Raw genomic sequence first — 26,983 nt, forward strand, 5'->3', positions numbered from 1 at the left:
CTCACTCCATCGGCATCACCAGCGGATCGGGATATTGATATTCAAATCCCAGCTCATTACAAATCCGGCTACCGTCGATAATCTTCCCTTTGCCGTTGTCCGGTGCGTCACGAAAATGCGGCGGCGCCATTCCCAGCAAACGCGTCATTTGCGGATAAAACACGTTGCGGGCTGGATGCGCCGGCGCACATATATTATAGATGTGCCCCCCTTTCGGCGCCTGTAGCAAGAGGGTAATTGCGCCAACCACGTCTTCAAGATGCACCAGATTGACCCCGTGTTGACCATCCGGCGCGGTTTTTCCAGCAAAGAAACGTCCGGGGTGGCGTCCAGGCCCGACCAACCCCGCCAGCCGCAGAATATCCACTGACGTGCCCGGCAGATTATGCAGCCAATCTTCCAGTTCCTTCAGGGTACGCCCGCTGGCCGTGACCGGATTACGCGGCGTATTCTCTTTCACCACGCCTTGCGCATCGCCGTAAACAGACGTCGAACTGGTAAAAATAATACGCGGGATACGATAAGCCAGCGCGCTGTCGACCAGTTCCTGCATCGCCTGCAGATAAAAATCCTCTCCCGGACCGCTACGGCGCGCGGGCAGTGTTATCACCAGCGCATCGACATCCAGCAGAGCGTCAAGATCGTCCGCCTCACAGACCAGCTCCGGCTCCAGACGCAGCGGATAGCTTTCAATTCCACTCATACGGGCCGCTTCCACCCCGTCAAGGGTGGTTTTGCTGCCGGTAACCTGCCAGCCTCTCGCTGCCAGCGACATTGCCAGCGGCATGCCTAACCAACCTAAACCGACAATTGCGACCTTTTTCATCCATTTTCTCCTGACTTTAACGCCTTATACATAAGGCTACGCCAGCCCGCCGTGACTGACAATTCATACTATAAATGCGAAATGAAAAAAGCGCTTGCTTTAAGGCGTAAAAGTGGTTTAGGTTAAAAGGTATCAAATGAATAAGCATTCATCGGAATTTTTATGACACGCGTTCAATTTAAACACCACCATCATCACCATCATCCTGACTAGTCTTTCAGGCGATGTGTGCTGGAAGACATTCAGATCTTCCAGTGGTGCATGAACGCATGAGAAAGCCCCCGGAAGATCATCTTCCGGGGGCTTTTTTTTGGCGCGCGATACAGACCGGTTCAGACAGGATAAAGAGGAACGCAGAATGTTAGACAACACCCGCTTACGCATAGCTATTCAGAAATCAGGCCGTTTAAGCGATGATTCACGAGAATTGCTGGCCCGCTGCGGCATAAAAATTAATTTACACACTCAGCGCCTGATTGCGATGGCGGAAAACATGCCGATTGATATCCTGCGCGTGCGTGATGATGACATTCCGGGTCTGGTGATGGATGGCGTGGTCGATCTCGGCATTATCGGCGAGAACGTGCTGGAAGAAGAGCTACTCAACCGCCGCGCGCAGGGCGAAGATCCGCGCTATTTTACCCTGCGCCGTCTTGACTTCGGCGGCTGCCGTTTATCGCTGGCAACGCCGGTTGACGAAGCCTGGGACGGCCCGGCCGCGCTGGACGGTAAACGTATCGCTACCTCTTATCCGCACCTCCTCAAACGCTACCTCGACCAGAAAGGCGTCTCTTTTAAATCGTGTCTGTTAAATGGTTCTGTCGAAGTCGCGCCGCGCGCGGGGCTGGCCGACGCTATCTGCGATTTGGTCTCTACTGGCGCGACGCTTGAAGCTAACGGCCTGCGTGAAGTCGAAGTTATCTACCGCTCTAAAGCCTGTCTGATTCAGCGCGACGGTGAGATGGCACAGAGCAAGCAAGAGCTGATCGATAAATTGCTGACCCGTATTCAGGGCGTGATTCAGGCGCGCGAATCGAAATACATCATGATGCACGCGCCAAGTGAACGCCTGGAAGAGGTTATCGCCCTGCTGCCAGGCGCTGAAAGGCCGACAATTCTGCCGCTGGCGGGCGAGCAACAGCGCGTGGCGATGCACATGGTCAGCAGCGAAACGTTGTTCTGGGAAACCATGGAGAAACTGAAAGCGCTTGGCGCCAGCTCGATTCTGGTACTGCCGATCGAGAAGATGATGGAGTGATCTGACGCCTGATGGCGCTGCGCTTATCAGGCCTACGTAATGCGTTGATATTTTGGGTTCTGTAGGCCGGATAAGGCGGAACCCTGTGATGGAGTAAAGACCATGAGCTTCAATACCCTGATTGACTGGAACAGCTGTAGCCCTGAACAGCAGCGTGCGCTACTGACGCGTCCGGCGATTTCCGCCTCTGACAGTATTACCCGGACGGTCAGCGATATTCTGGATAATGTAAAAACGCGCGGTGACGATGCCCTGCGTGAATACAGCGCTAAATTTGATAAAACAGAAGTGACAGCGCTACGCGTCACCCCTGAAGAGATCGCCGCCGCCGGCGCGCGTCTGAGCGACGAATTAAAACAGGCGATGGCCGCGGCCGTCAAAAATATTGAAACGTTCCATTCCGCGCAGACGCTACCGCCTGTAGATGTGGAAACCCAGCCAGGCGTGCGTTGCCAGCAGGTTACGCGTCCCGTCGCGTCTGTCGGTCTGTATATTCCCGGCGGCTCGGCTCCGCTCTTCTCAACGGTGCTGATGCTGGCGACGCCGGCGCGCATTGCGGGATGCCAGAACGTGGTTCTGTGCTCGCCGCCGCCCATCGCTGATGAAATTCTCTATGCGGCGCAACTGTGTGGCGTGCAGGAAATCTTTAACGTCGGCGGCGCGCAGGCGATTGCCGCTCTGGCCTTCGGCAGCGAGTCCGTACCGAAAGTGGATAAAATTTTTGGCCCCGGCAACGCCTTTGTAACCGAAGCCAAGCGTCAGGTCAGCCAACGCCTCGAGGGCGCGGCTATCGATATGCCAGCCGGGCCGTCTGAAGTACTGGTGATCGCCGACAGCGGCGCAACACCGGATTTCGTCGCTTCTGACCTGCTCTCCCAGGCTGAGCACGGTCCGGATTCGCAGGTGATCCTGCTGACGCCTGATGCTGACATTGCCCGCAAGGTGGCGGAGGCGGTAGAACGTCAACTTGCAGAACTGCCGCGCGCGGACACCGCCCGGCAGGCCCTGAGCGCCAGTCGTCTGATTGTGACCAAAGATTTAGCGCAGTGCGTCGCCATCTCTAATCAGTATGGGCCGGAACACTTAATCATCCAGACGCGCAATGCGCGCGATTTGGTGGATGCGATTACCAGCGCAGGCTCGGTATTTCTCGGCGACTGGTCGCCGGAATCCGCCGGTGATTACGCTTCCGGAACCAACCATGTCTTACCGACCTATGGCTATACTGCTACCTGTTCCAGCCTTGGGTTAGCGGATTTCCAGAAACGGATGACCGTTCAGGAACTGTCGAAAGCGGGCTTTTCCGCTCTGGCATCAACCATTGAAACATTGGCGGCGGCAGAACGTCTGACCGCCCATAAAAATGCCGTGACCCTGCGCGTAAACGCCCTCAAGGAGCAAGCATGAGCACTGAAAACACTCTCAGCGTCGCTGACTTAGCCCGTGAAAATGTCCGCAACCTGGTACCGTATCAGTCCGCCCGCCGTCTGGGCGGTAACGGCGATGTCTGGCTGAACGCGAATGAATTCCCGACAGCGGTGGAGTTTCAGCTCACCCAACAAACGCTTAACCGCTACCCGGAATGCCAGCCAAAGGCCGTGATTGAAAACTACGCGCAATATGCTGGCGTAAAGCCGGAGCAGGTGCTGGTCAGCCGCGGCGCGGATGAAGGGATCGAGCTGGTGATCCGCGCCTTCTGTGAACCGGGGAAAGACGCCATTCTCTACTGTCCGCCCACTTACGGTATGTACAGCGTCAGCGCCGAAACCATTGGTGTAGAGCGCCGGACGGTTCCCGCGCTTGAAAACTGGCAGCTGGATCTACAGGGGATTTCCGACAACCTTGACGGCACAAAAGTGGTGTTCGTTTGTAGCCCCAATAATCCTACCGGGCAACTTATCAACCCGCAGGATCTGCGCACGCTGCTGGAGTTGACACGCGGTAAAGCGATAGTCGTCGCCGACGAAGCTTATATTGAGTTTTGCCCGCAGGCCACGCTGACAGGCTGGCTGGTTGAATATCCTCATCTGGTTATCCTGCGCACATTGTCGAAAGCTTTTGCACTGGCGGGTCTGCGCTGCGGCTTTACGCTGGCTAATGAAGAGGTGATCAACCTGCTGTTAAAAGTGATCGCCCCTTATCCGCTTTCTACGCCAGTGGCGGATATCGCCGCCCAGGCGCTGAGTCCGCAGGGAATAAACGCAATGCGCGATCGCGTGGCGCAGACAGTGCAGGAACGTCAGTATCTGGTGAATGCCCTGCAACAGACCGCCTGCGTAGAACACGTCTTTGACTCTGAAACCAACTATATTCTGGCGCGGTTTACTGCCTCCAGCAGCGTGTTTAAATCCTTATGGGATCAGGGCATTATCTTACGCGATCAGAATAAACAACCTTCTTTAAGCGGCTGCCTGCGGATTACGGTCGGCACCCGCCAGGAAAACCAGCGCGTCATTGACGCCTTACGTGCGGAGCCAGTATGAGTCAGAAGTATCTTTTCATTGACCGGGACGGAACCTTAATTTCCGAACCGCCGAGCGATTTTCAGGTAGACCGCTTTGATAAACTGGCCTTTGAGCCAGAGGTGATTCCCGTATTGCTGAAGCTGCAAAAAGCCGGTTTTAAGCTGGTGATGATCACTAACCAGGATGGACTTGGCACGCAAAGCTTCCCGCAGGCGGACTTCGACGGACCGCACAACCTGATGATGCAGATTTTCACTTCTCAGGGCGTATGCTTTGATGAGGTGCTGATCTGCCCTCATCTGCCCGCAGACGATTGCGACTGCCGCAAGCCCAAAGTGAAGCTGGTGGAGCGTTATCTTGCGGAACAAGCGATGGATAGCGCCAACAGCTATGTGATTGGCGATCGTGCGACCGATATCCAGCTCGCTGATAATATGGGCATTACTGGTTTACGCTATCACCGTGAAACGCTGAACTGGACGATGATTGGCGAACAGCTAACGAAACGCGATCGTTATGCGCATGTGGTCCGCAACACCAAAGAGACACAGATTGATGTCAGCGTCTGGCTGGATCGCGAAGGCAACAGCAAGATTAATACCGGCGTCGGCTTCTTTGACCATATGCTCGATCAAATCGCCACCCACGGCGGCTTTCGCATGGAGATTACCGTTAAGGGCGATCTCTATATCGACGATCACCACACGGTAGAAGATACCGGACTGGCGCTCGGTGAGGCATTAAAACTGGCACTCGGCGACAAGCGCGGTATCTGCCGTTTTGGCTTTGTACTGCCGATGGATGAATGTCTGGCGCGCTGCGCGCTGGATATTTCCGGTCGTCCGCATCTGGAATATAAAGCTGAATTTACCTACCAGCGTGTGGGCGATTTGAGCACAGAGATGATTGAACACTTTTTCCGCTCACTCTCTTACACGATGGGCGTCACTCTGCATCTCAAGACTAAGGGTAAGAACGATCACCACCGTGTCGAAAGTTTGTTTAAAGTCTTTGGTCGGACGCTACGCCAGGCTATTCGCGTGGAGGGCGATACATTACCGTCCTCGAAAGGAGTGCTGTGATGAACGTCGTCATCCTTGACACCGGCTGCGCCAATTTAAGCTCGGTAAAATCCGCCGTGGCGCGCCACGGTTACACCCCGGTGGTTAGCCGCGAAGCGGAAATCGTATTACGCGCTGACAAACTCTTTCTGCCCGGCGTCGGCACGGCGCAGGCCGCTATGGATCAACTGCGCGAACGTGAACTGATCGACTTAATTAAAGCGTGTACTCAGCCGGTACTGGGTATCTGCTTAGGGATGCAACTGCTGGGTCGTCGCAGCGAAGAGACGCGCGGCGTGGATCTGCTGAACATTATCGAACAAGACGTGCCGAAAATGACCGACTTTGGTCTGCCGCTGCCGCACATGGGCTGGAATCGCGTGTATCCGCAGGCGGGCAATCGGCTGTTTCAGGGCATTGAAGATGGCGCCTATTTTTACTTTGTTCACAGCTACGCGATGCCGGTCAACCCGTGGACTATCGCCCAGTGCAATTACGGCGAGCCGTTTACCGCAGCGGTACAGAAAGATAATTTCTTCGGCGTACAGTTCCACCCGGAACGTTCGGGCGCGGCGGGTGCTCAGTTGCTGAAAAACTTCCTGGAGATGTAATGATTATTCCGGCATTAGATTTAATTGACGGCACCGTGGTGCGTCTCCATCAGGGCGACTACGCCCGCCAGCGGGATTACGGTAACGATCCCCTGCCCCGTTTGCAGGATTACGCCGCCCAGGGCGCCGGGGTGCTGCATCTGGTAGATCTGACCGGCGCTAAAGATCCGGCGAAGCGACAGATACCGCTGATTAAAACCCTGGTCGCGGGCGTGAACGTGCCTGTTCAGGTCGGCGGCGGCGTGCGTACCGAAGAAGACGTTGCGGCATTACTGAAAGCTGGCGTTGCCCGTGTGGTCATCGGTTCAACGGCGGTGAAATCCCCTGACGTGGTGAAAGGCTGGTTTGAACGTTTTGGCGCGCAGGCGCTGGTGCTGGCGCTGGACGTTCGCATAGACGAACACGGCAACAAGCAGGTGGCGGTTAGCGGCTGGCAGGAAAATTCCGGCGTCTCGCTGGAACAACTGGTGGAGACCTATCTCCCCGTCGGCCTGAAACATGTACTGTGTACCGATATTTCTCGCGACGGCACGCTGGCGGGCTCTAACGTTTCGCTGTACGAAGAGGTATGCGCCAGATATCCGCAGATCGCCTTTCAATCCTCCGGCGGTATTGGCGATATCGATGATATTGCCGCCCTGCGCGGCACCGGCGTGCGCGGCGTGATTGTCGGACGCGCTCTGCTGGAAGGGAAATTTACCGTTAAGGAGGCCATCCAATGCTGGCAAAACGTATAATTCCGTGTCTGGATGTTCGTGATGGTCAGGTGGTGAAAGGCGTACAGTTTCGCAACCATGAGATCATTGGCGATATCGTTCCGCTGGCCAAACGCTATGCCGACGAAGGCGCGGACGAACTGGTGTTCTATGACATTACCGCCTCCAGCGATGGTCGCGTAGTCGATAAAAGCTGGGTGGCGCGCGTTGCCGAGGTGATCGACATTCCGTTTTGTGTAGCGGGCGGTATCCGGTCAATTGACGACGCCGCCAAAATTCTTTCTTTCGGGGCGGATAAGATCTCTATCAACTCCCCGGCACTGGCTGACCCAATGCTGATTACCCGTCTGGCTGACCGTTTTGGCGTACAGTGCATTGTCGTCGGGATTGATACCTGGTTTGACGACGCCACGGGGAAATATCATGTTAACCAGTATACCGGCGATGAAAACCGTACCCGCGTGACGCAGTGGGAGACGCTGGATTGGGTGCAAGAGGTACAACAGCGCGGCGCGGGGGAAATCGTCCTGAATATGATGAACCAGGACGGCGTGCGTAACGGTTATGATCTGACGCAGTTGAAAAAAGTCCGTGACGTTTGCCGCGTGCCGCTGATCGCCTCCGGCGGCGCGGGCACGATGGAACACTTTCTTGAGGCATTCCGTGATGCCGATGTCGACGGCGCGCTTGCCGCCTCCGTTTTTCACAAGCAAATCATCAATATTGGCGAATTAAAAGCGTACCTGGCAGGCCAGGGCGTGGAGATCAGGATATGTTAACAGAGCAACAACGCCGCGAGCTGGACTGGGAAAAAACCGATGGCCTGATGCCAGCCATCGTGCAACATGCGGTATCCGGCGAAGTATTGATGCTGGGCTATATGAACCCACAAGCGCTGGACAAAACCATTGAATCCGGCCATGTTACGTTCTTCTCACGCACGAAACAGCGTTTATGGACCAAAGGCGAAACCTCAGGCCATGTGCTGAATGTCGTCAGCATTGCGCCAGATTGCGACAACGATACACTGCTGGTGCTGGCGAACCCTGTCGGGCCGACCTGTCACAAAGGTACCAGTAGCTGCTTTGGCGACGCCAGCCATCAATGGTTATTCCTGTATCAACTGGAGCAGCTACTGGCAGAGCGCAAAACCGCCGATCCGGCCAGCTCTTACACGGCGAAACTGTACGCCAGCGGTACCAAACGTATTGCGCAAAAAGTTGGCGAAGAAGGTGTAGAAACCGCGCTGGCGGCCACCGTCAATGATCGTTTTGAATTAACCAATGAAGCGTCTGACTTGATGTACCACCTGCTGGTGCTGTTGCAGGATCAGGATCTCAACCTCACCGCCGTGATCGACAATCTTCGTAAGCGTCATCAATAAGCATAAAAAAACCGGGCAATGCCCGGTTTTTTAGTGAGAAATTTTACCTTTCGAAGCCAACCCACCATCCGGCAAAGAAGCTTACAAGGCTTTTGGCTTATAGCTACGTAGCGCATTGCGCCCTAGCACAATCCCGGCGCCGATCATCCCACCCAGCAACACAGCCAGCACGAGGGTAATGGCTGTTTTCGGGCTATCGCGACGGACCGGCAGCGTCGGCTTCATCACATAACGATAGACGTGCACCGTATCGGCAGTCACTTTCAGATTTTTAATGTCCAGCAGTGTCTGCTTCGTCTGGTAATAGGCCGGAGAAAAGACCAGTGGACGCGTCGCTTCGTTCTGTATCATCGATTTCAGCGCATCGCTGCCCAGCAGGAACATCGTGTCCTGGGTAACATCCTGGGTTTGCTGAATCTGCGGCTGCGTGATTTTGGCCTCATCCGCATAGCGCAACGCTTCTTCGATTTGCTTAATACGCAGATCTTTTTGTTCCTGCGCCACAACTTCCTGCGTCTCAAGAGACTCCTGCAACGTTTTGGTTTGCAGCGTGATGTTATCTTTCAGGTCAACTTCCAGTTCCTTAGCGACCTCTTCATCCACCTGTTGGATATATTCCGCCAGCCGACGCTGCGCCCCTTCAGCGGTAGTACTCACATAAGAAACCGAGAGTGGCAGCGCCTGCCCCTTTACCGACTGTTCAATGGTGAGCTTTTCCCGCTCTTTCTGATTATCCAGCGCTTCCGATAATGCGGAAAACGCAGAGCTAAAGCGGCTTATAAAATTCGCCTGCACTTCAGAGATTCTGGGGGCATTCCCGCCATACAAGACGTTGAGCGCGTTGGTATAGGTGGCAACCTGCGCGGCATCAGGTTGGGTAATAATCGCCGTGGATGTCCATTTTTCTTTGGCTATCATCAGATAGCCTACGGCCAGCAAAATGGCGATAATAACGGCTACAATAATGGTCATCTTCCCACGCCATAACTGTAGCAATAACTCAATCAAATCAATCTGTTCCGGATCGTTCCCACGCCCGGAAGACGTATTACTATCCACTGTCATAGATACCCTAACTAAAAAAAGGATGAAGCTGGAGACAGTGTAGTCATAAAGCAAATATATGCCATAGGATTAATGATAAAAATCAGACATTATTTCCATTTGGTCAATAAATCATCGGGACTCATCAGCCCCGATTGCCTTATTAATCACTACCGAAAAGATCGCGGGTATACACTTTTTCAGCAACATCCAAAAGCTCTGCCGCCATCCTGTTGGAAATAATGACATCCGCCTGCTGTTTAAAGCAGTGCAAATCACGTTCAAGACGTGAGTTAAAGAAAGTATCTTCTTCCATTACCGGCTCATAGATGATGACCTCTACGCCTTTCGCTTTAATGCGCTTCATAATCCCCTGAATCGATGAGGCGCGGAAGTTATCGGAGCCACTCTTCATAATCAGGCGATAAATGCCCACCACTTTAGGCTTTCTGGCGAGGATAGCGTCGGCAATAAAATCTTTACGCGTACGGTTTGCTTCAACGATAGCGGAGATAATATTATTAGGCACCGACTGATAATTAGCCAGCAACTGTTTGGTATCTTTTGGCAAACAATATCCGCCATAACCAAAAGAGGGATTATTATAATGATTGCCAATACGCGGATCGAGGCACACCCCTTCAATAATTTGTCGGGTATTTAATCCTAACGTTTCAGCATAGCTGTCTAATTCATTAAAATAAGCGACTCGCATAGCGAGATAAGTATTGGCGAAAAGTTTAATGGCTTCCGCTTCAGTGGAGTCCGTAAACAGCGTCGGAATCTCCTGTTTAATAGCGCCTTCCTGGAGTAATGCGGCAAATTCTCTGGCGCGCTCAGACTGTTCCCCAATCACGATACGGGAGGGATAAAGGTTATCGTAAAGGGCTTTACCTTCACGTAAAAACTCCGGAGAGAAAATGATATTTTCTGTCGCAAACTTCTGACGCATTGCCGCCGTGAAGCCAACCGGCACCGTGGACTTAATAATCATCACGGCTGCGGGGTTGATGCTGATCACATCCTGAATGACCGATTCCACACTGGACGTATTAAAATAGTTGGTTTTGGGATCGTAATCCGTAGGCGTAGCAATGATGACGTAATCTGCATTCTGGTACGCATCAAACTTATCCAGCGTTGCCCTGAATCTGATGTTATCTTCCTTTAAAAATTGCTGAATTTCTTTATCAACAATCGGAGATATCCGATCATTTAACAGTTCAACACGGGAAGGAACAATGTCTAACGCCACCACATCATGATGTTGTGCAATAAGCAAACCATTAGACAAGCCAACATAACCCGTCCCGGATATCGTGATTTTCATTATTCGCTCTCAGAATTAACTTAATTATGAATCATGATGTATTTCGCATCCTGATAAGATATTAAAGTTTTAACGCCTGAGTATATAAAGTGCAACGCAGACGAAAACAATTCAGATTATCTTCATTACGATAAACACAGATTATTAAGTTAATATTAAGTAAAAGCGATAAATCAATAAGAATAGAGATAAAAAAAGCCCGGTATTAAACCGGGCTTAAACATTTTTGCAGAAATTACTCCAACCATTCGGTATGGAAAACACCTTCTTTATCAGTACGTTTATAGGTGTGCGCACCAAAGTAGTCACGCTGCGCCTGAATTAAGTTAGCTGGCAGTACTGCGGCGCGATAGCTGTCATAGTAGGCCACTGCCGCAGAGAATGTCGGCACTGGAATGCCGTTCTGCACCGCGTAAGCCACGACATCACGCAGCGCCTGCTGGTACTCATCAGCAATTTTCTTGAAGTAAGGCGCTAACAGCAAATTGGCAATACCAGCGTTTTCTGCGTAAGCATCGGTGATTTTCTGCAGGAACTGAGCGCGAATGATACAACCCGCACGGAAAATCTTAGCAATCTCGCCGTAGTTGAGATCCCAGTGATATTCATCAGACGCGGCGCGTAGCTGCGAGAAGCCCTGCGCATAGGAGACGATCTTGCCAAGATACAGCGCGCGACGCACTTTCTCGATAAATTCCGCTTTGTCGCCTGCCGGTTGCGCTTTCGGCCCGGAGAGCACTTTAGATGCGGCAACACGTTGCGCTTTCAACGAAGAGATGTAACGCGCAAAGACAGATTCGGTAATCAGCGACAGCGGTTCGCCCAGATCCAGCGCGCTCTGGCTGGTCCATTTACCGGTCCCTTTGTTGGCGGCTTCATCAAGAATGACATCCACCAGGTAATTACCGTCTTCATCTTTTTTAGTGAAGATGTCTTTAGTGATGTCGATCAGATAACTGCTCAGCTCGCCGTTATTCCACTCAGTAAAAGTGTTCGCCAACTCTTCATTGCTGAGGTTCAGGCCGCCTTTCAGCAGGGAGTAAGCTTCAGCGATAAGCTGCATATCGCCATATTCAATACCATTGTGGACCATCTTGACGTAGTGACCCGCACCATCGGCGCCGATATAGGTCACGCACGGTTCGCCATCTTCCGCCACAGCAGCAATCTTCGTCAGGATCGGCGCCACCAGTTCATAGGCATCTTTCTGACCGCCAGGCATGATAGATGGCCCTTTCAGCGCGCCCTCTTCACCACCGGAAACACCGGTACCGATAAAGTTAAAACCTTCCGCAGACAGCTCACGATTGCGACGGATTGTGTCCTGGAAGAAGGTGTTACCGCCATCAATAATGATATCGCCTTTTTCCAGATACGGTTTCAGCGAATCGATAGCAGCATCAGTACCTGCGCCCGCTTTCACCATTAACAGGATACGACGAGGCGTTTCGAGGGATTCAACAAACTCTTTCACCGTGTAATAAGGCACCAGCTTTTTGCCGGGATTCTCGGCAATCACTTCTTCGGTCTTTTCACGGGAGCGGTTGAAAACGGATACGGTATAACCACGGCTTTCGATGTTGAGCGCGAGATTGCGCCCCATCACTGCCATACCGACGACGCCGATCTGTTGCTTGGACATTACATACTCCTGTCAGGTGTGGTCACCGCGCGACGAGAGCGCGGCTTGAAATGTGGCTTAGATGTTAACTCAGGATTGGCCTCGGTAGATAGCGGAAGATTGCGTTTCAGACCGGCATTAAATAAACGCTTTAGAAAAAGATGGGTCAAAAGGTCCCTCTTTCACTTCCAACATAAGTGCCCGTGGAGACATGCATAAAACGCTATGTATGTCCCCTGGAGAAAACTCCACTACACTTATTCCGGTATCGTCTCCGACAACAAATTGCTTAATGACCTTTCCATCTTTGCCATGCAAGCAGACCTGAAGCTGCCCTGCCATGACGATAAACATTTCCCACTGATGAGGTAGTTCATGGTAATGAGGTTCTACATAGCTCCCCTTGACCAAAGCAATAAGCAGTCGTTGTACCTTCTCCTGATAAGAACGATGCAACAAAAGGTGAGCACGCAGGCGATCTGATTGCGCTGCCTGTTTATATAATGACTCGAGCTTGTCATTATCAATTAATCGCATTACATGCCTCCAGCCTCATTTCTATCGTCTGTGCAGCAGACTCAACAGAGAACTGTTCTTTCAATAATGTATTCGAGCCCATCCCAAGCTTACGTCGTACATTAATATCTTGAAGCAATAACAGTGCGGAATGATAAAGCTTATCATCTTCACCATTAATATGTATTAGCCCTGCATTATTTTGATTAACGATATCAAGCAAATCATTTCCGGCATTCACGCTACCTAATATAGGTAGCGACTGAACCATGTAGCCTAATAACTTACCAGGGAAATTGTGGGAAGAGTGTCTGGCGGAAAGTGAAAACAGGCCTATATCCATTTCCGACAGAATTAGCTTAAATTCATCTTGATCCACAGAGGCCAAATACGTAAAATTCGTTAGCCCCCACTCAGAAGCTAAAGAGTTGATTAATTCGACTTCGTCCCCCTGACCAATAAACAGAAAATGAGCTTGCGGATGTTCTGCCATACTTCGCGTAAGACGCATCAGATTCGCCATATCCTGGGCATGACCTATATTTCCGCCATAGAAGAAAATAACTTTATCTTCAAGGCCAAGACGCTTACGCAATGGCACATAATCCTGGGATAATATCGTCGGCGTAAGTGATGCCCAGTTACGTAGAACCTCGCAAGGAAAACCTCTGTGAGTTATCCGAAAAATATCAAGATTCTTTTCAGACATGAGCCCAATACGGTTTGCCTGACGATAGGATGATCTTTCGAAGAAACGAAAATAAAGCTCAATTGGGGAACCCGCTTTTAGCATTCCTGCATCAATCACCCATTGAGGGAACATGTCCCTCAAAATGAGATAAGCCGGGCATTGGCAACGGGTTTTAATTTTCTTAACCAGATGCCCCCAAAATATGGAAGGTGAATAATAAACCACGCCATCAAAAGTTTCTTCTTTTATCTGGTTTTTGATAGCATTCCATGCTCGATATGACAAAAGCGTCTCATTGATGGCTCTCTGAATTTTGCTCACATCCTTGAGGGGCCCGCTTTTGAAGCGCCACGTTTTAACTCCCTGAAACGAGTCAAACAAAACTTTTTTTTGCAGACTAGTATCAGGATAAATCACCGTAACATCATGCCCACGCTGAATAAATTCTTGGGCCAGTTCATGAAACATTTTTGCGCCAACACGGGTACTATCTGGTAGGTAATCATCTATGATTAGAGCAAGTTTCATCAATATTCTTTCCAGACAACTCTCTTGACGTAATCTATATAAGAGTGAACGATTCTAACAACTTTATCCGATACATTCGGCATACTGTAGTCACTGACTTGTCGTAAAAGACGGGTCGCTCCACGAGGCTGCGTTGCCAGAATCTCCAAAGCCTGAAGTACACGTTCGCATTCTAGCCCCACCATCATGACAGATGCTTCCTCAAAGCCCTCTGGGCGCTCATGAGCTTCACGAATGTTTACCGCAGGAAAATTCATGATGGATGATTCTTCTGTGATCGTACCGCTGTCTGACAATACAGCACGAGAATTCTTCTGCAAGTGGTTGTAATCGTGGAAACCCAACGGCTTCAGTAGATTAATATTTGGGTGGAATTCAATCCCTTGCTCATTAATACGATTACGCGTCCGCGGATGTGTAGAAACGATAACCGGAAGATTATATTTTTCAGCAATAGTGTTTAGAATCTTTGCAAGCTTGACGAGTTGCTTCGGAGAGTCGACATTTTCTTCTCGATGCGCACTCACAACAAAAAATTCACCGGCACGTAGATTCAAGCGAGAGAGAACATCTGAACCATCGATTTGGGGCATGTAGTAAGAAAGTACCTCAAACATAGGACTACCGGTTTTAATGATCCGGTCCGCTGCGATCCCTTCAGCCAATAGATATTCACGTGCAATATCGCTATAGGTCATATTGATGTCGGCAGTATGGTCGACAATGCGTCGGTTAGTTTCCTCAGGTACGCGCTGATCGAAGCAACGGTTCCCAGCTTCCATATGGAAAATAGGCACCTTACGACGCTTGGCAGGGATAGCTGAAATACAGGAATTTGTATCGCCCAGCACCAACATTGCTTCAGGCTTTTCAGATTCTAATACCTCATCAACTTTAATGATAACTTGGCCAATGGTCGCAGCTGCATTTTTCCCTGCGGCGTTTAAAAAATAATCAGGCTTGCGGACACCAAGGTCGTTAAAGAATACTTCATTTAATTCATAATCGTAGTTTTGACCAGTATGAACAAGTATATGCTCGCAATGCTCATCAAGTTTAGCCAAAACGCGTGATAACCGAATAATTTCCGGACGAGTCCCAACCACAGACATAATTTTTAATTTTTTCATTATAGAGCTCTCGCAATAGTATCAGGCTCATCACGATTGAAAATTTCGTTTGCCCAGAGCATAACTACCAATTCATCATTGCCAATATTCGTGATATCATGTGTCCAACCAGGAACTGTTTCAACAATTTTAAATTCATCGCATGAAACGTTTAGTTCATAACGCTCACCGGTAATAACGTGCTCAAATTTGAATCTGGCCTGCCCACGAATGACGAGAAACTTTTCATTTTTAGTGTGGTGATAATGCCCACCTCGCGTGATCCCTGGATGTGCTGTGAAAAAGGAAAACTGCCCCGATGACGGTGTTTTTAACATTTCACAAAAGATACCACGGCTATCACCATTGAATGGCACTGTATAAGTAAACTTGTCGGTAGGCAAATAGCTTAACCACGTCGAATACAATGCACGAATGAATCCAGTGCCAACAGCTTCAGTGATAAGAGTAGAACGACTTTCTTTGAAGCGATAAATTAACTCTGCTACCTCCCCAACTGTTGTTGAATAAATCGGAGCAACGTCTTTATATCCGCTATCAACCGTTCCTGTAAGAAGCTTTAACGCATGAGTACAAACGTCATCGATGTAAACCAGACTTACCGATGCTGCTGGGTCATTGATGGTAATGTCAACATCATTGGCAATGTTATGACAAAAAGTAGCTACGAACGAGTTATAGTTTGGTTTGCACCACTTTCCGAAAACATTTGGATATCGGTAGATAAAATATGCAGCTCCACTTTTTGCCGCATAACGTTCAATCTGTTTTTCAGCTGCTGCTTTACTCTGACCATACGCATTATCTAGCCCAGCCTGGATAGAGGAACTAATCATAATAGGAGTTTTTTTCTGATTCACTAACAGAAAATCAACAATCTGTTGAGTCAGATTTCTGTTGCCTTCAATAAACTCTTCAATATTTTTAGGTCGATTGATACCAGCGAGATGATAAATAAAATCGGCTTCTTGCAGGCCAATTTCAAGCTCAATAGTACTTGAATCACGATCAATCTTAATAAGGTCAACATCCCCCTTTTCCTGAAGACGCAAGCACAAGTTACGTCCAATAAAACCATCAGCACCAGTAATCAGGATTTTCATATCAGGCTTCCAGATCGTAATTTTCACCTGCACACAGTGCGCGAATAAACGGTAATTTAAGAAGCAGCTCTTTCATTCCTTCAACATCCAGCCGCTGTGTATTATGGGAGTTATAATCTTCAACAACCGAGATACGGCTATCACCCTGTTCTATATATTTCCCGTAATTAAGATCACGCAAATCTGGTGGAACACGGTAATAATCCCCCATATCAATAGCTGCAATCATCTCTTCGCGACTAAGTAAAGCTTCATATAACTTCTCGCCATGGCGAGTACCGATAACATTAACTGGATGGTGCTCAACGTTCAAGAGTTCTTTCAGTGCAATTGCTAATGTATCAATCGTAGCAGCAGGGGCCTTCTGTACGAAGATATCACCATTATTACCATGTTCAAATGCATAAAGTACAAGATCAACTGCATCTTCAAGAGTCATCATAAAGCGCGTCATGTTTGGATCGGTAATTGTCAGCGGCCTACCCGCTTTTATGAGATCAACAAATAAAGGAATCACCGAACCACGGGAAGCCATCACGTTGCCATAGCGTGTACCACAGATCACCGTTTTATTACTATTTACGTTACGTGATTTTGCGACCATCACTTTCTCCATCATTGCCTTTGAAATTCCCATGGCATTGATAGGATAAACTGCTTTGTCAGTACTTAAGCAAACAACACGTTTTACTTCATTAGCGATAGCAGCTTCGAGTACGTTCTCTGTGCCAAGCACATTAGTTTTAACAGCTTCCATTGGATGGAATTCACATGATGGCACCTGCTTAAGCGCCGCTGCATGGTATATAAAATCAACACCACGAGTTGCATTCAAAATGCTACGATAATCTCTGACATCACCGATATAAAACTTTAACTTCTGATTATTATATTTTTTCCGCATATCATCTTGTTTCTTTTCATCGCGAGAGAAAATGCGAATTTCTTTTATATCTGTAGAAAGAAAGCGATTCAATACAGCATTACCAAAAGACCCTGTTCCACCCGTAATCAGCAGTGTTTTATCTTTAAACATCATAAATCCTTATTAAAAATTCTTCATCGAGCCATTACAAATCATATCTTTTTGTTTAGGCGTAGGATAGCTTATCAAGACCGCTCTATACTTACCTTTAAATACAAAAAGACTCCCAGCTGCTGCTCCGACGATACCGCATTGGTCAATCAATTCGGTAAGGTGCTCATAACTACCTGCACCACCGAGAAACGTAACAGGAACGTTCACATGAGATTTTATAGTAGAAGAGTATCCAATATCATAACCCTTCATGACACCATCATTATCTATATAATTGATAACAATTTCCCCTGCCCCCAAGCTAGCCATTTCTTGAGCAAATGAGATAGGATCGATTTTATGCGTACGAGTGTTATTCCTCGTTGAAAGTTCATATCCCTTTGAAAAAAGACCTTTTCGTTTGATAATATCCAGAACTACAACTACGCTTTGTTTACCAACTGCTTCTGCCAACTCACGGACAAGGTTCGGATTTTCAACCGCCGCAGTACTTATTGATACCTTTTCAACGCCAAGAGAGATAATTTTAGCTGCCTGGGCAGCAGTGGTAACCCCTCCGCCATAACACAAAGGCATACGGCATTCAGCCGCAAGTTTTTTAATTAGATCATAATCAGGCTCACGCCCCTTGGATGTTGCATCTATATCAAGGACCATCAATTCGTCAGCTTCTTTTTCATTAAAAATTTTGACGGCATTAATTGGGTCGCCTACATACTTAGGGGACTTAAAATTAATTGTTTTGACTAAACCAGAATCGTGGATAAGCAAACAGGGTATAATTCTTGGCCTAAGCATATTATTAGATCTCTGCAAAATTTTTCAATAGTTGGTAACCTGAAGAATGACTTTTTTCTGGATGGCACTGGATGCCAAAAATATTATTCCTTCCTACGATGCAATGAAAATTATGACCATATTCAGCAGTTGCCAATACATCATCTACATCGTCACATTCGTAATAGAATGAATGTAAGAAATAAAAGGAAGGTGTTTCTTCAAAATCTTTCAGCAATAGTGTATTTGTTCTTTTATTTATACTATTCCATCCCATATGTGGCATTGGAAGATTTTTTGAAGCGATATTGCTGCTGAATGTGCGAACCTGACCAGGAATCCAGCCTAAACCGGACATGTTTCCCTCTTCACTTGAGGTGGCCAGCATCTGCATGCCTACACAAATACCAATAATGGGTATTCGCTCCTCAAAGACGCGTTTTTCAATGCCTTCACGCAAACCTGAGTCATTAAAAAGCGCCATGGCCTGATCAAAAGCCCCAACGCCAGGCAATACTAAATGAGTAGCACTTTCAATGTCATCAACGGAACGAGCAACATCCGCACTAATACCAAGTCGTTTATATACGTTCAAGAACGCTTGTATATTTCCTATGCCATAATCAATGATTTTAATCATCTAAAATACCTTTTTTCTAATCCAAGAGTACGCAGCACGTTTGCACCAAGACCTATTAGCCAACGTTTATTTTTGTAATCTCTGTACGTTTTTTTAGGCATATCAAAAAGTTGTTGCAATTCATCTACAGTAATACCGAGTTTATGCGCTACATACTCAAATTCCTGTTTAAGAAAATGTTCATCCATTTCAGGTTTTGAAATTCTCTCTAATGCTTCTTCCCTGGTCATTTGACCGGTCATAATTAAACTTGAAAAATGTGCTCTTCGTTTCTCGAAACCAAATCTACGTGGCAGCCAATAATCTTCATAGAAACGAGTAAAACGAGATTCATGATGTTTATGCTGAAAGGGTTGCCAACCAAATTTCTCTTTCAGTTCATTTTCTGCATTTTTTTTATTAAAAGGAACTAAGTTCAGTGGGTGATGCACTTTCATACCAAGAATTTTCTGGTAAAAGAGTTTGTATACTAATACATCAACTAATGGAAATGATTTTAAGTGTCGCGTACCAAATTTTTTATGAATATCATTAAATAATAAGGTATCGATACCTAAATACCCGCCCCATTCCTCTGGCTCACGACAACATTCTGTCGAATAATTAGAACCTGTGATAACATGCTTGATTCTATGTTGGCGAGCAAATTTATATAAGGCAGAAAAAAAGGATGCATCCTGAACTAAATCCTGATCAGGAATACCAGATTTTAAAAAGGAAAGCTGTAAATCTTTCATTTCCTCCCAATTAACAACTTCTGTATAGAGATCTAAACCTAGCCCTTCAATAAGTTTTTCAATATTGCCCACAGCTTGATCTGTATTCCATCCCGCATCAACATGGAATAAAAGAGGCCTTAATCCCATTTTTTCCTTCGCAATATATGCAGCATAAGAGCTGTCTAATCCTCCTGACAAACCAATAATACAATCAAAATCTGATTCGCCACGGTCCTTTTTTATTGCCTCTGAGATTTCGGATAACTTTGAAAAACCTGTATCATCAGTTTGCCAGTTTGGTGCTATATTTTTATCAAAATTTAAACAATAATCACATTGCTCATTCTCATCAAAGGAAATATTGGGATCGGATGTATCCATAATACATCTCTTACAAATTTTATAAACGTTCATCAGAATTACCACCTCACTTACTCATTAATACCGATATTATTTTATTTAAATGATGCCTAAGTCTATATTTTTTCCTTGCATCAACTATATTATTGATTGAAACTCTATGTATTTCTTTTCTATTTTTATTAAAATAAGTTATCGCTTCAACTAAATCAGAAACACTCTTTTTAGTAACTTCTAATCCGTTCCTGTTAGGTTCAAAAACATCGAAAATACCACTATGATTGGTTGTGATAACAACACATCCTGCTGCATAGGCCTCAAGGATACTAATAGGTTGACCCTCATATGGGTAATATGTAGGTAAACAAAAAATATCGGCTTCAACTAATAATTTCCGTTTTATATCTCCACTAACAATTCCATGGTAAAAAATATTATTTTGTAACTCAATAAATTTTAGAAATTTGTCTTTGTCGTATTCATTTTCAAAACCACCAGCAAAATGAAACTCCACCTGTGATTTATCAAGAAGTTTTGCAGACTCTAATAATTCAAGATAGCCTTTGCCGGGAAGTAGATTACTAAGAAAAAGTACTTTTAATTTCTTCTTATCAGAGTGCTTTATTTTAAACTCGCTATTTTTAATAAACAAATAATCTTGAGAAAAATTTTCGACTGCATGTATTTTATTATTTTCAATTAATCCAGAGTAAATATTTTTTAAAGCTTCGCCTAATACAATCACCCCTGCAAGTCTGGAAATGAAAAATTTATTTATCTTATATATTAACTTTTTATTATTACCCAGCAAATATCTCATCCCAGCTCCACCATGTAAATGGATATACATTTTATTTAAATTAGGAAATAAAAAAAGATATATTAACTGATCTTTGAAACTTCCCATTTTTGATTCAGCTGGTGTAAAGTATATTAGGTCATAATTCTTTTTTGCCCATAATATTCTAAAAAGAATTTTTGCTATTTCCAGAACTCTTCGCAGCGAGCCTTTCCCTGATATGAATGACTGTTTTGAAAGATTTATTACTTCTATATCATATTTTTGATTATTTAAATGGTTATACAGTTCAGCACAAGCTAATGATTGTCCTGTCACTGGAGGTGGTAATGGAGTTATAAATAATATTTTCTTTTTCATATATACCTAGTATTTTAGCATATGTGCGTTTATTATGTTGCTATACGGCATGATTCCAAGCCCGCTATTAGACATATCTCCAGCTGCAATTGTATTTGCTTTAAGATTTACTTCAAATAGCATAATGTGAAGAATAACAACTGATAACATACAGTTATAATATAGGCCTCTAGTATTTGATATTTTAAGAGCAGCAGGGATAAGTAATATCAGGACAAAGGATAGCGCATCAGTGAATCTGGCGAATATATATATTTTCAAAGATAAAACAAATGAAACAACATATACAAGGTTTATTAATAGCATCAGATTATAATTTTTATTATATTTATATATTTTTGATGCTTTCATAAAAATCAAGAATGGAAGAAATAATGCTATTGCCACTCCAATGCCTGAACCTATTTCAGTCGGTCTGTTAAAGGCTGATGTTACATAATATCCATACTTACTATTTAATAGTATAGGATTTGAAAATATAAAATCGATCCCATTGAATACAAAAACAAAAATAAGGCTAAGCCCAAACATAGCAAAACATTTAAACGTATCGATTTTAACATATCTGCTAATTATTGCCAATATAAATATTATTACAGCAGAATAATGAAACAAAGGTGCCAGCATAAGAAAAACAATTGCTTTAATCTTAATACCTTTATTCCATAACGAACAGCTATAAAGACATAAGGCTACGGCAAGCATTTGCCTAACAATACTAAACGCCTGTAAGTAAACCAAAACCCCAAATAATATAATTGATACTATTGTATATTCTCTATCAAAACTTTTAACACTTAAATAGACAGTAATAAAAGATGTCAATATAAATATAGATTGGTAATGGAAACCAAAATATGCCAACAGATAATTTAGATAATAAAAACCTACTTCAATACCATCTCTGGTAACTAACACATTTTTATAAATATCAACATAGCTAAAATAGTCACGACCAATGCCATAACGAGTGGCAAGTGGAACCCATAAAACAAGGAATAAGCATAATAAAAAATATTTCCGAAGACAGTAATTCTTCATAAAGCCAAATAGTAAGGCAAGAAGAAAAGTACTATTATATACTACATATCCTTCAATCATTTAAACCCTACTCACCAATATCAATGCTATAATAGTGCCATACTCTTTGGCTGACTGGAGGAATATTCATAAAATCTTTACCAAACATCATGTTTAGATAATTATCAACATCATTTGGACACTTATACATCCTTCCTTCAAACTCTATTTCTTTTAATGGAAATATTGCGTCTTCTTTGTAGTACGCCCTAAAGAATGGTGTTTCAATTCCGGCCCCCAAACAATAGTTTGATTTCCTTTTACTCATTTTCTTGCTTAGATAATAACCAGTGCTTAATAATAATTTTTTGCTAATGACGCGACTTAAAATTTTTGTCATTATATTCTTTAAGAATGGCAGCTTTGAATAACTGGAAATAACTTTGATTTTAAATAGCTGAGCCATAAAGCGTTCAATATATTTTCTGATATATACATTTGAAGAATACTTATCATATGGAAATATATCCACAAATAACCCATGATGAGATCTCATATCATAATAATTATATTGCATTTCATTTTTTTCTATTATTTTTGTTTTATTCATTCTTACTTTGCATGGTGTATTATAATCTACATAGTATTTATCAGAGTACGCTGTCTGTAGAAAAAAGTTATTTTTATCAAGATGAATATTGCACACAGAAATAAATTTATTATAATCCTCTCTTTTCATACAAATGTCTATATCATCATCCCATGGAATAAATCCGCCATGCCGTTTCGCTCCTAATAATGTCCCAGCATCCAGCCAATAATCTATATTATTTAGCCTGCATATACGATCAATCTCATCGAGTATAACTAACATTTTTAGCTGTGCTGCACGCAATGTTTTATCCATTAAATTTCCTGTATTTTACAAAAGCATAAAGCCTAATAAAAAACATAAACCAATCACAAATAAGGTAAGTAATGCATACACTAATTGCCGTTATTGGGAATATGCCAATATATAAAATGCTAAACATTAATATTTGTAATATACCAGCGACAATTACGCTATAGTTTGCTACTTTACCCAACCCCAGAGGTAATAGTGCTGGATAACCAAAGAGCATGCCAAAAACGCTTGCAACAATTATAATCATGAAAATATTAAGTACAGATTTTGACTCCTGATATCCATAACCATAAATTAATGTGATAATTTGATTACCTGCGAGAAATCCAGTACATATACCAACGACTGTAACCACCAAGCAACCTAATAATATTTTATTAAAAACTATGTAGTTTTTTGTTCTTACCATATAAGGTGTTAAGGCTGAAATAATAGGACTAAATACCTGGACGCCTGCTTTGTATAATTGTTCTGCAACACCATAAATTGCGACTTGATTCAAACTACCGCCAAAGGTTGCCAAGAAGACACTGCAACCAGACGAATATAATGAAACACAGGCTCTAGATAAGAAAAAATCAAAACTATACTTTAATTGCTGAATGATATTTTTTACTTTGATGCGTCTAATCTGAACCCCCCATTTTATCACGAAATAGTGACTAACCAGGGTTATGGCCCCTGCCTGAAATGCCAGTATCCAAGAGTAATAAATATAATCTTCAGGAATCTTAATAATAAGATATACTAGCATTAGCCCAAAGAATCTTGAAATGATAACTAAAGCACTATATATATATATTTTCTCTAACCCCTGGAATATCCAGTATGGATTATATGCGTTAAACATAACACATATAATTAATCCCAAAGTTAACTGGATTGGAAAAGCATGTCCTGATATCTTAAGCGCTCCAATTATCAGCATAAATGCGAATATTAGCAGAATAGTTTTTATTACAGCTACCTGACAATAAAAGACACTCAGCCACTTTTTATTTTTTCTTCCGCGAGCTATTTGTTCTCCAATTGATAAATCAAAACCATAGTCAGTCAATACCATTGCCATTTGAGATATTGACAACATGAAAATAATAGCACCTAAAAAAGAATCCCCTACGATTCGACTCAAATAGGGGAATTGCAACAGAGGCACTATGTAACTAAAGATTTGAGCTACTGCTAGCCCACTTATATTTTTCCGTAAAGACATTTGACTATTTCTTCACAGCTACAACTTGTCCTGTATAATCCGAAGACATAATTGACAATGTCATATCTGCAACCTGCTCCGAGGTTAATAATGACTCTGGTGGTTCAATACCAAAGTTAACTCTTCTCATTGGAGTATCTGTACGTTCCGGATTAATGCAGTTAACTTTAATACCTAAATTTAACCACTCTTCCGATAAAGCTTGAGTTAAATTCACAACAGCAGCTTTAGAAGATGAATAGAGGCTATATGTAGCCCTTCCACGAGTAAATGAACTGGAGGTAAAATTAATTAACATTCCTTTTGTTTGCTTTAAGTACTTATATCCTTCTCGTGCAATATTAATTGCACCTAAATAATTAGTATTACAACTTTCTTCTATTTCTTCTTCCGACATAAAATTGATTGGCTTTTTAATCAGTACTGCAGCTGTATTAATTATAAAATCAATTCTCCCTTCTTTCTCAAATACTTGCTGCAACGCATTTCTAACATCCAGAGAAACACTAATATCGATACCATTACTACGACTAAAAGAATAAACATTTCCGTCAAGCGACTTAGTTTTAACTAAAAGAGACTTCCCAATGCCGCTATTCCCACCAAATATTACAATTACTTTTTCAGATATAACCCGTTCTATTTTATCACTACTTTCAGAAGCCAACTCTAATAAACCATCTTTTATTAAATTATCCGCAAGATATATATCTTGTTGGTGAGTGATCTTGAAATTAGATTCATCTCCCTTAATAATTCCAATTGGTTCATTTGGCATATATTTTAAAAATATACCACAATCATCTGAAGCAATCCGGTGCTCTTCTTTCAAAAAATTGACATACGCTTTCTCTATTAACGTTTTTTTAAACCCTTGAGGTGTTTGCCCTCTAGCCAAGAACCGTCTATCAGGAATGGACATGATCTCTTTATTTTTAATTTTTACAATAGTATCAGTAGGATCTACTACAACATCGACTGCATTATAACTATTTAGCCCCTCAATGCAGTCATCTATAATTCTTTGTGAAACAAATGGTCTGACAGCGTCATGAAAAATAACATTACATTCTGCTAATTCAATACTCTGCAGAGCAGCCCATGAAGACTCATATCTCTCCTTTCCGCCATTAATAATTTTTTTAACTTTATTATAATTATTTTCTACAGTCAACTCAGTAACAAAATCAACATACTCTTCATTTGTAACAATGATAATTTCATCTATTCTCTTTGCAATTTGAAATGCTTGTAATGTATATTGAATTACAGGCTTTCCTGCAAGCTTAACAAACTGTTTAGGTATTCTTGCACCAAATCTACTTCCAGTACCGGATGCCAGAATTACTGCAATATTCTTCATATAGCCTCTCAAATTGTAGTATAAGTATTGATATAGTTTAAAAACCCATACGATATATATCGCCAAATAAAAATTCTCTTATGAAGCAAAATATATCAATACTACGCGTCCACATTTTATCTACTCCGTTAGAGTTTACACACGCTACCGCCCCTGGCTCATCAGCTACCAGTGCACTGCGTACATATCGACTTGTTACAAACCTCGCCCAGCAGGGCAAAGCTCACTAAAACTTAAACGCTAATTGTCTTATTAATTGCATCCGGAAACAAGGATTAATCTTATAAAATCAGCATTAAAATGCTCCAGATAACCCCTTGTTACTTAAGCCCTTTATACAAAACTAAAACGGCAGTCAACACTCGTTTCAGCCAACTTGCCGCTTCGAATGTTCACTGCCGTTATTATGTTTATCACCAACCATTTATCACGGTTGTTAATACTTATTCATGCAGAAGCTGCTCTATGCTCTTACGGAACTTCGCTCCTTCTTTCAGGTTGCGCAGCCCGTACTTCACAAATGCCTGCATGTAGCCCATTTTTTTACCGCAGTCATAGCTGTCACCCGTCATTAGCATCGCGTCAACCGACTGTTTTTTCGCCAGTTCTGCAATGGCATCGGTGAGCTGGATACGGCCCCAGGCGCCCGGTTCGGTTCTTTCCAGTTCCGCCCAGATGTCGGCTGAAAGCACATAACGGCCCACCGCCATCAGATCGGAATCCAGCGTCTGCGGCTGATCCGGTTTTTCGATAAACTCCACAATCCGGCTGACTTTGCCTTCATTATCCAGAGGTTCTTTCGTCTGGATAACGGAATACTCCGATAAATCACCTTTCATGCGCTTCGCCAGCACCTGACTGCGACCCGTTTCATTGAAACGCGCCACCATCGCCGCAAGGTTATAGCGCAGCGGATCGGCGGTAGCATCATCAATAATAATATCCGGGAGTACCACAATGAAAGGGTTATCGCCCACGACCGGACGCGCGCACAGAATAGAGTGCCCCAGCCCTAACGGCTGCGCCTGGCGAACGTTCATAATCGTTACGCCCGGTGGGCAGATAGATTGCACTTCCGCCAAAAGCTGACGCTTAACGCGCTGTTCAAGAAGTGATTCAAGTTCATAAGAGGTGTCGAAGTGGTTCTCAACGGCGTTTTTAGACGCGTGAGTCACCAGTACGATTTCTTTGATCCCTGCAGCCACAATCTCATCGACAATGTACTGAATCATTGGCTTGTCGACGATCGGTAGCATCTCTTTTGGGATTGCCTTGGTGGCAGGCAACATATGCATACCCAAACCCGCTACCGGTATAACTGCTTTCAAATTCATCATTGTTTCTTCCACCTGTAAAATGGTTGCTGAATTATAGCTCTTTAGCTTGTTTTCGCCAGCATGAATTACTCTGCTGCCAGGGATAATGATGGCACGCTCTACATTACGTCTTAGTCGGCACCATAACATTAAGTATGAACAACTTTTTCCCAGGAATTTTCGTAA

Annotated in this window: 27 protein-coding genes and 1 other annotated feature; of the genes, 9 read left to right on the top strand and 18 right to left on the bottom strand. The window is 44.5% G+C overall.

All coding sequences use genetic code 11. From position 1 onward, the window contains the following. Position 1 precedes the first annotated feature (1 nt). Positions 2 to 826, bottom strand: a complete 825-nt coding sequence (locus J4614_RS05585) for an SDR family oxidoreductase (protein ID WP_000754712.1) — start codon at positions 824 to 826, stop codon at positions 2 to 4. A 162-nt stretch (positions 827 to 988) separates the two neighbouring features. Here J4614_RS05585 and hisL point away from each other — a divergent pair, with 162 nt between their 5' ends. The 9 genes from hisL (at position 989) to hisIE (ending at position 8,321) form a co-directional block, all read left to right on the top strand. Beyond that, a complete protein-coding gene (hisL, locus tag J4614_RS05590; RefSeq protein WP_001364200.1) occupies positions 989 to 1,039 on the top strand; it encodes a his operon leader peptide in 51 nt (16 codons plus the stop codon). After that, positions 1,015 to 1,138, top strand: a sequence feature (His leader region). (Overlaps the previous gene by 25 nt.) A 46-nt stretch (positions 1,139 to 1,184) precedes the next feature. After that, positions 1,185 to 2,084 carry an ATP phosphoribosyltransferase gene (gene hisG, locus J4614_RS05595; protein ID WP_000886599.1) on the top strand — a complete coding sequence of 300 codons (900 nt, stop codon included), beginning with the start codon at positions 1,185 to 1,187 and terminating at the stop codon, positions 2,082 to 2,084. A gap of 102 nt (positions 2,085 to 2,186) precedes the next feature. Continuing rightward, positions 2,187 to 3,491, top strand: coding sequence for a histidinol dehydrogenase (hisD, locus tag J4614_RS05600; protein WP_094888483.1), 1,305 nt, complete (start codon positions 2,187 to 2,189; stop codon positions 3,489 to 3,491). After that, entirely contained in the window at positions 3,488 to 4,567 is a 1,080-nt protein-coding gene (gene hisC, locus J4614_RS05605; protein ID WP_000102715.1) for a histidinol-phosphate transaminase, read from the top strand. The genes hisD and hisC overlap by 4 nt, the downstream gene beginning before the upstream one ends. Continuing rightward, complete coding sequence (hisB, locus tag J4614_RS05610; RefSeq protein WP_079962332.1) at positions 4,564 to 5,631, top strand: bifunctional histidinol-phosphatase/imidazoleglycerol-phosphate dehydratase HisB; 1,068 nt, start codon at positions 4,564 to 4,566, stop codon at positions 5,629 to 5,631. Before hisC ends, hisB begins: the two co-directional genes overlap by 4 nt. Next, the gene (gene hisH, locus J4614_RS05615; RefSeq protein WP_001103591.1) at positions 5,631 to 6,221 is read left to right on the top strand and encodes an imidazole glycerol phosphate synthase subunit HisH; all 591 of its coding nucleotides are present in this window, start codon (positions 5,631 to 5,633) and stop codon (positions 6,219 to 6,221) included. The genes hisB and hisH (J4614_RS05615) overlap by 1 nt, the downstream gene beginning before the upstream one ends. Next, on the top strand, positions 6,221 to 6,958 hold the full coding sequence (hisA, locus tag J4614_RS05620; RefSeq protein WP_000586406.1) for a 1-(5-phosphoribosyl)-5-[(5-phosphoribosylamino)methylideneamino]imidazole-4-carboxamide isomerase: 738 nt from the start codon (positions 6,221 to 6,223) through the stop codon (positions 6,956 to 6,958). The genes hisH (J4614_RS05615) and hisA overlap by 1 nt, the downstream gene beginning before the upstream one ends. Next, complete coding sequence (gene hisF / locus J4614_RS05625) at positions 6,940 to 7,716, top strand: imidazole glycerol phosphate synthase subunit HisF (protein WP_000880123.1); 777 nt, start codon at positions 6,940 to 6,942, stop codon at positions 7,714 to 7,716. The genes hisA and hisF overlap by 19 nt, the downstream gene beginning before the upstream one ends. Beyond that, positions 7,710 to 8,321 carry a bifunctional phosphoribosyl-AMP cyclohydrolase/phosphoribosyl-ATP diphosphatase HisIE gene (gene hisIE / locus J4614_RS05630; protein ID WP_000954845.1) on the top strand — a complete coding sequence of 204 codons (612 nt, stop codon included), beginning with the start codon at positions 7,710 to 7,712 and terminating at the stop codon, positions 8,319 to 8,321. The genes hisF and hisIE overlap by 7 nt, the downstream gene beginning before the upstream one ends. 81 nt (positions 8,322 to 8,402) lie before the next feature. Here hisIE and wzzB read toward each other — a convergent pair whose 3' ends face one another. The 17 genes from wzzB to galF form a co-directional block, all read right to left on the bottom strand. After that, positions 8,403 to 9,386, bottom strand: a complete 984-nt coding sequence (gene wzzB / locus J4614_RS05635) for an LPS O-antigen chain length determinant protein WzzB (RefSeq protein ID WP_079962335.1) — start codon at positions 9,384 to 9,386, stop codon at positions 8,403 to 8,405. Positions 9,387 to 9,528: 142 nt separating this feature from the next. Further along, complete coding sequence (gene ugd, locus J4614_RS05640) at positions 9,529 to 10,695, bottom strand: UDP-glucose 6-dehydrogenase (protein ID WP_000704825.1); 1,167 nt, start codon at positions 10,693 to 10,695, stop codon at positions 9,529 to 9,531. 235 nt (positions 10,696 to 10,930) lie between these two features. Then, positions 10,931 to 12,337, bottom strand: a complete 1,407-nt coding sequence (gene gndA / locus J4614_RS05645; RefSeq protein WP_000043533.1) for an NADP-dependent phosphogluconate dehydrogenase — start codon at positions 12,335 to 12,337, stop codon at positions 10,931 to 10,933. A gap of 117 nt (positions 12,338 to 12,454) precedes the next feature. Next, positions 12,455 to 12,853 (bottom strand): WbuC family cupin fold metalloprotein, encoded by a 399-nt coding sequence (locus J4614_RS05650; RefSeq protein WP_076937129.1) that lies wholly within the window; start codon positions 12,851 to 12,853, stop codon positions 12,455 to 12,457. Beyond that, entirely contained in the window at positions 12,840 to 14,051 is a 1,212-nt protein-coding gene (locus J4614_RS05655) for a glycosyltransferase family 4 protein (protein WP_076937128.1), read from the bottom strand. The genes J4614_RS05650 and J4614_RS05655 overlap by 14 nt, the downstream gene beginning before the upstream one ends. After that, positions 14,051 to 15,181 carry a UDP-N-acetylglucosamine 2-epimerase (non-hydrolyzing) gene (gene wecB, locus J4614_RS05660; protein ID WP_053510346.1) on the bottom strand — a complete coding sequence of 377 codons (1,131 nt, stop codon included), beginning with the start codon at positions 15,179 to 15,181 and terminating at the stop codon, positions 14,051 to 14,053. Before wecB ends, J4614_RS05655 begins: the two co-directional genes overlap by 1 nt. After that, complete coding sequence (locus tag J4614_RS05665) at positions 15,181 to 16,284, bottom strand: capsular polysaccharide biosynthesis protein CapF (RefSeq protein WP_094888482.1); 1,104 nt, start codon at positions 16,282 to 16,284, stop codon at positions 15,181 to 15,183. Before J4614_RS05665 ends, wecB begins: the two co-directional genes overlap by 1 nt. Before the next feature lies 1 nt (position 16,285). Then, positions 16,286 to 17,320, bottom strand: coding sequence for a UDP-N-acetylglucosamine 4,6-dehydratase/5-epimerase (fnlA, locus tag J4614_RS05670; protein ID WP_094888481.1), 1,035 nt, complete (start codon positions 17,318 to 17,320; stop codon positions 16,286 to 16,288). A gap of 12 nt (positions 17,321 to 17,332) precedes the next feature. Beyond that, positions 17,333 to 18,121 (bottom strand): AglZ/HisF2 family acetamidino modification protein, encoded by a 789-nt coding sequence (locus J4614_RS05675; RefSeq protein ID WP_094888480.1) that lies wholly within the window; start codon positions 18,119 to 18,121, stop codon positions 17,333 to 17,335. A 4-nt stretch (positions 18,122 to 18,125) separates the two neighbouring features. Beyond that, positions 18,126 to 18,740 carry an imidazole glycerol phosphate synthase subunit HisH gene (hisH, locus tag J4614_RS05680; protein ID WP_053528881.1) on the bottom strand — a complete coding sequence of 205 codons (615 nt, stop codon included), beginning with the start codon at positions 18,738 to 18,740 and terminating at the stop codon, positions 18,126 to 18,128. Next, a complete protein-coding gene (locus J4614_RS05685; protein ID WP_094888497.1) occupies positions 18,737 to 19,873 on the bottom strand; it encodes an N-acetyl sugar amidotransferase in 1,137 nt (378 codons plus the stop codon). The genes hisH (J4614_RS05680) and J4614_RS05685 overlap by 4 nt, the downstream gene beginning before the upstream one ends. Positions 19,874 to 19,886: 13 nt before the next feature. Then, positions 19,887 to 20,978 (bottom strand): glycosyltransferase family 4 protein, encoded by a 1,092-nt coding sequence (locus J4614_RS05690; protein ID WP_094888479.1) that lies wholly within the window; start codon positions 20,976 to 20,978, stop codon positions 19,887 to 19,889. 6 nt (positions 20,979 to 20,984) lie between these two features. Next, positions 20,985 to 22,079, bottom strand: a complete 1,095-nt coding sequence (locus J4614_RS05695; RefSeq protein ID WP_094888478.1) for an EpsG family protein — start codon at positions 22,077 to 22,079, stop codon at positions 20,985 to 20,987. Between the two features lie 7 nt (positions 22,080 to 22,086). After that, a complete protein-coding gene (locus J4614_RS05700; protein WP_076937123.1) occupies positions 22,087 to 22,905 on the bottom strand; it encodes a LicD family protein in 819 nt (272 codons plus the stop codon). After that, positions 22,898 to 24,118, bottom strand: a complete 1,221-nt coding sequence (locus J4614_RS05705) for an oligosaccharide flippase family protein (RefSeq protein ID WP_094888477.1) — start codon at positions 24,116 to 24,118, stop codon at positions 22,898 to 22,900. The genes J4614_RS05700 and J4614_RS05705 overlap by 8 nt, the downstream gene beginning before the upstream one ends. Before the next feature lie 4 nt (positions 24,119 to 24,122). Then, positions 24,123 to 25,481 carry a bifunctional cytidylyltransferase/SDR family oxidoreductase gene (locus J4614_RS05710; protein WP_076937843.1) on the bottom strand — a complete coding sequence of 453 codons (1,359 nt, stop codon included), beginning with the start codon at positions 25,479 to 25,481 and terminating at the stop codon, positions 24,123 to 24,125. A gap of 443 nt (positions 25,482 to 25,924) precedes the next feature. Beyond that, on the bottom strand, positions 25,925 to 26,818 hold the full coding sequence (gene galF, locus J4614_RS05715; RefSeq protein WP_000981469.1) for a GalU regulator GalF: 894 nt from the start codon (positions 26,816 to 26,818) through the stop codon (positions 25,925 to 25,927). Positions 26,819 to 26,983: the final 165 nt, after the last annotated feature.

Origin of the sequence: Salmonella sp. 32031103-2018-00083-FB-01-SM-01 (assembly GCF_017571995.1) — a bacterium.
GTDB lineage: Bacteria > Pseudomonadota > Gammaproteobacteria > Enterobacterales > Enterobacteriaceae > Salmonella > Salmonella enterica.

Bases quoted from the DNA above. Each gene is read 5' to 3' on its own strand.
- hisD (WP_094888483.1), top strand. From the start codon at position 2,187: ATGAGCTTCAATACCCTGATTGACTGGAACAGCTGTAGCCCTGAACAG.
- hisIE (WP_000954845.1), top strand. From the start codon at position 7,710: ATGTTAACAGAGCAACAACGCCGCGAGCTGGACTGGGAAAAAACCGAT.
- hisH (WP_053528881.1), bottom strand. From the start codon at position 18,740: ATGATTAAAATCATTGATTATGGCATAGGAAATATACAAGCGTTCTTG.
- wecB (WP_053510346.1), bottom strand. From the start codon at position 15,181: ATGAAAAAATTAAAAATTATGTCTGTGGTTGGGACTCGTCCGGAAATT.
- ugd (WP_000704825.1), bottom strand. From the start codon at position 10,695: ATGAAAATCACGATATCCGGGACGGGTTATGTTGGCTTGTCTAATGGT.
- J4614_RS05700 (WP_076937123.1), bottom strand. From the start codon at position 22,905: ATGGATAAAACATTGCGTGCAGCACAGCTAAAAATGTTAGTTATACTC.
- hisG (WP_000886599.1), top strand. From the start codon at position 1,185: ATGTTAGACAACACCCGCTTACGCATAGCTATTCAGAAATCAGGCCGT.
- J4614_RS05675 (WP_094888480.1), bottom strand. From the start codon at position 18,121: ATGCTTAGGCCAAGAATTATACCCTGTTTGCTTATCCACGATTCTGGT.
- gndA (WP_000043533.1), bottom strand. From the start codon at position 12,337: ATGTCCAAGCAACAGATCGGCGTCGTCGGTATGGCAGTGATGGGGCGC.
- J4614_RS05585 (WP_000754712.1), bottom strand. From the start codon at position 826: ATGAAAAAGGTCGCAATTGTCGGTTTAGGTTGGTTAGGCATGCCGCTG.
- J4614_RS05710 (WP_076937843.1), bottom strand. From the start codon at position 25,481: ATGAAGAATATTGCAGTAATTCTGGCATCCGGTACTGGAAGTAGATTT.
- hisH (WP_001103591.1), top strand. From the start codon at position 5,631: ATGAACGTCGTCATCCTTGACACCGGCTGCGCCAATTTAAGCTCGGTA.
- hisA (WP_000586406.1), top strand. From the start codon at position 6,221: ATGATTATTCCGGCATTAGATTTAATTGACGGCACCGTGGTGCGTCTC.
- J4614_RS05650 (WP_076937129.1), bottom strand. From the start codon at position 12,853: ATGCGATTAATTGATAATGACAAGCTCGAGTCATTATATAAACAGGCA.
- galF (WP_000981469.1), bottom strand. From the start codon at position 26,818: ATGATGAATTTGAAAGCAGTTATACCGGTAGCGGGTTTGGGTATGCAT.
- J4614_RS05665 (WP_094888482.1), bottom strand. From the start codon at position 16,284: ATGAAAATCCTGATTACTGGTGCTGATGGTTTTATTGGACGTAACTTG.
- hisB (WP_079962332.1), top strand. From the start codon at position 4,564: ATGAGTCAGAAGTATCTTTTCATTGACCGGGACGGAACCTTAATTTCC.
- wzzB (WP_079962335.1), bottom strand. From the start codon at position 9,386: ATGACAGTGGATAGTAATACGTCTTCCGGGCGTGGGAACGATCCGGAA.
- J4614_RS05685 (WP_094888497.1), bottom strand. From the start codon at position 19,873: ATGAACGTTTATAAAATTTGTAAGAGATGTATTATGGATACATCCGAT.
- J4614_RS05655 (WP_076937128.1), bottom strand. From the start codon at position 14,051: ATGAAACTTGCTCTAATCATAGATGATTACCTACCAGATAGTACCCGT.
- J4614_RS05690 (WP_094888479.1), bottom strand. From the start codon at position 20,978: ATGAAAAAGAAAATATTATTTATAACTCCATTACCACCTCCAGTGACA.
- J4614_RS05695 (WP_094888478.1), bottom strand. From the start codon at position 22,079: ATGATTGAAGGATATGTAGTATATAATAGTACTTTTCTTCTTGCCTTA.
- hisF (WP_000880123.1), top strand. From the start codon at position 6,940: ATGCTGGCAAAACGTATAATTCCGTGTCTGGATGTTCGTGATGGTCAG.
- hisC (WP_000102715.1), top strand. From the start codon at position 3,488: ATGAGCACTGAAAACACTCTCAGCGTCGCTGACTTAGCCCGTGAAAAT.
- fnlA (WP_094888481.1), bottom strand. From the start codon at position 17,320: ATGTTTAAAGATAAAACACTGCTGATTACGGGTGGAACAGGGTCTTTT.
- J4614_RS05705 (WP_094888477.1), bottom strand. From the start codon at position 24,118: ATGTCTTTACGGAAAAATATAAGTGGGCTAGCAGTAGCTCAAATCTTT.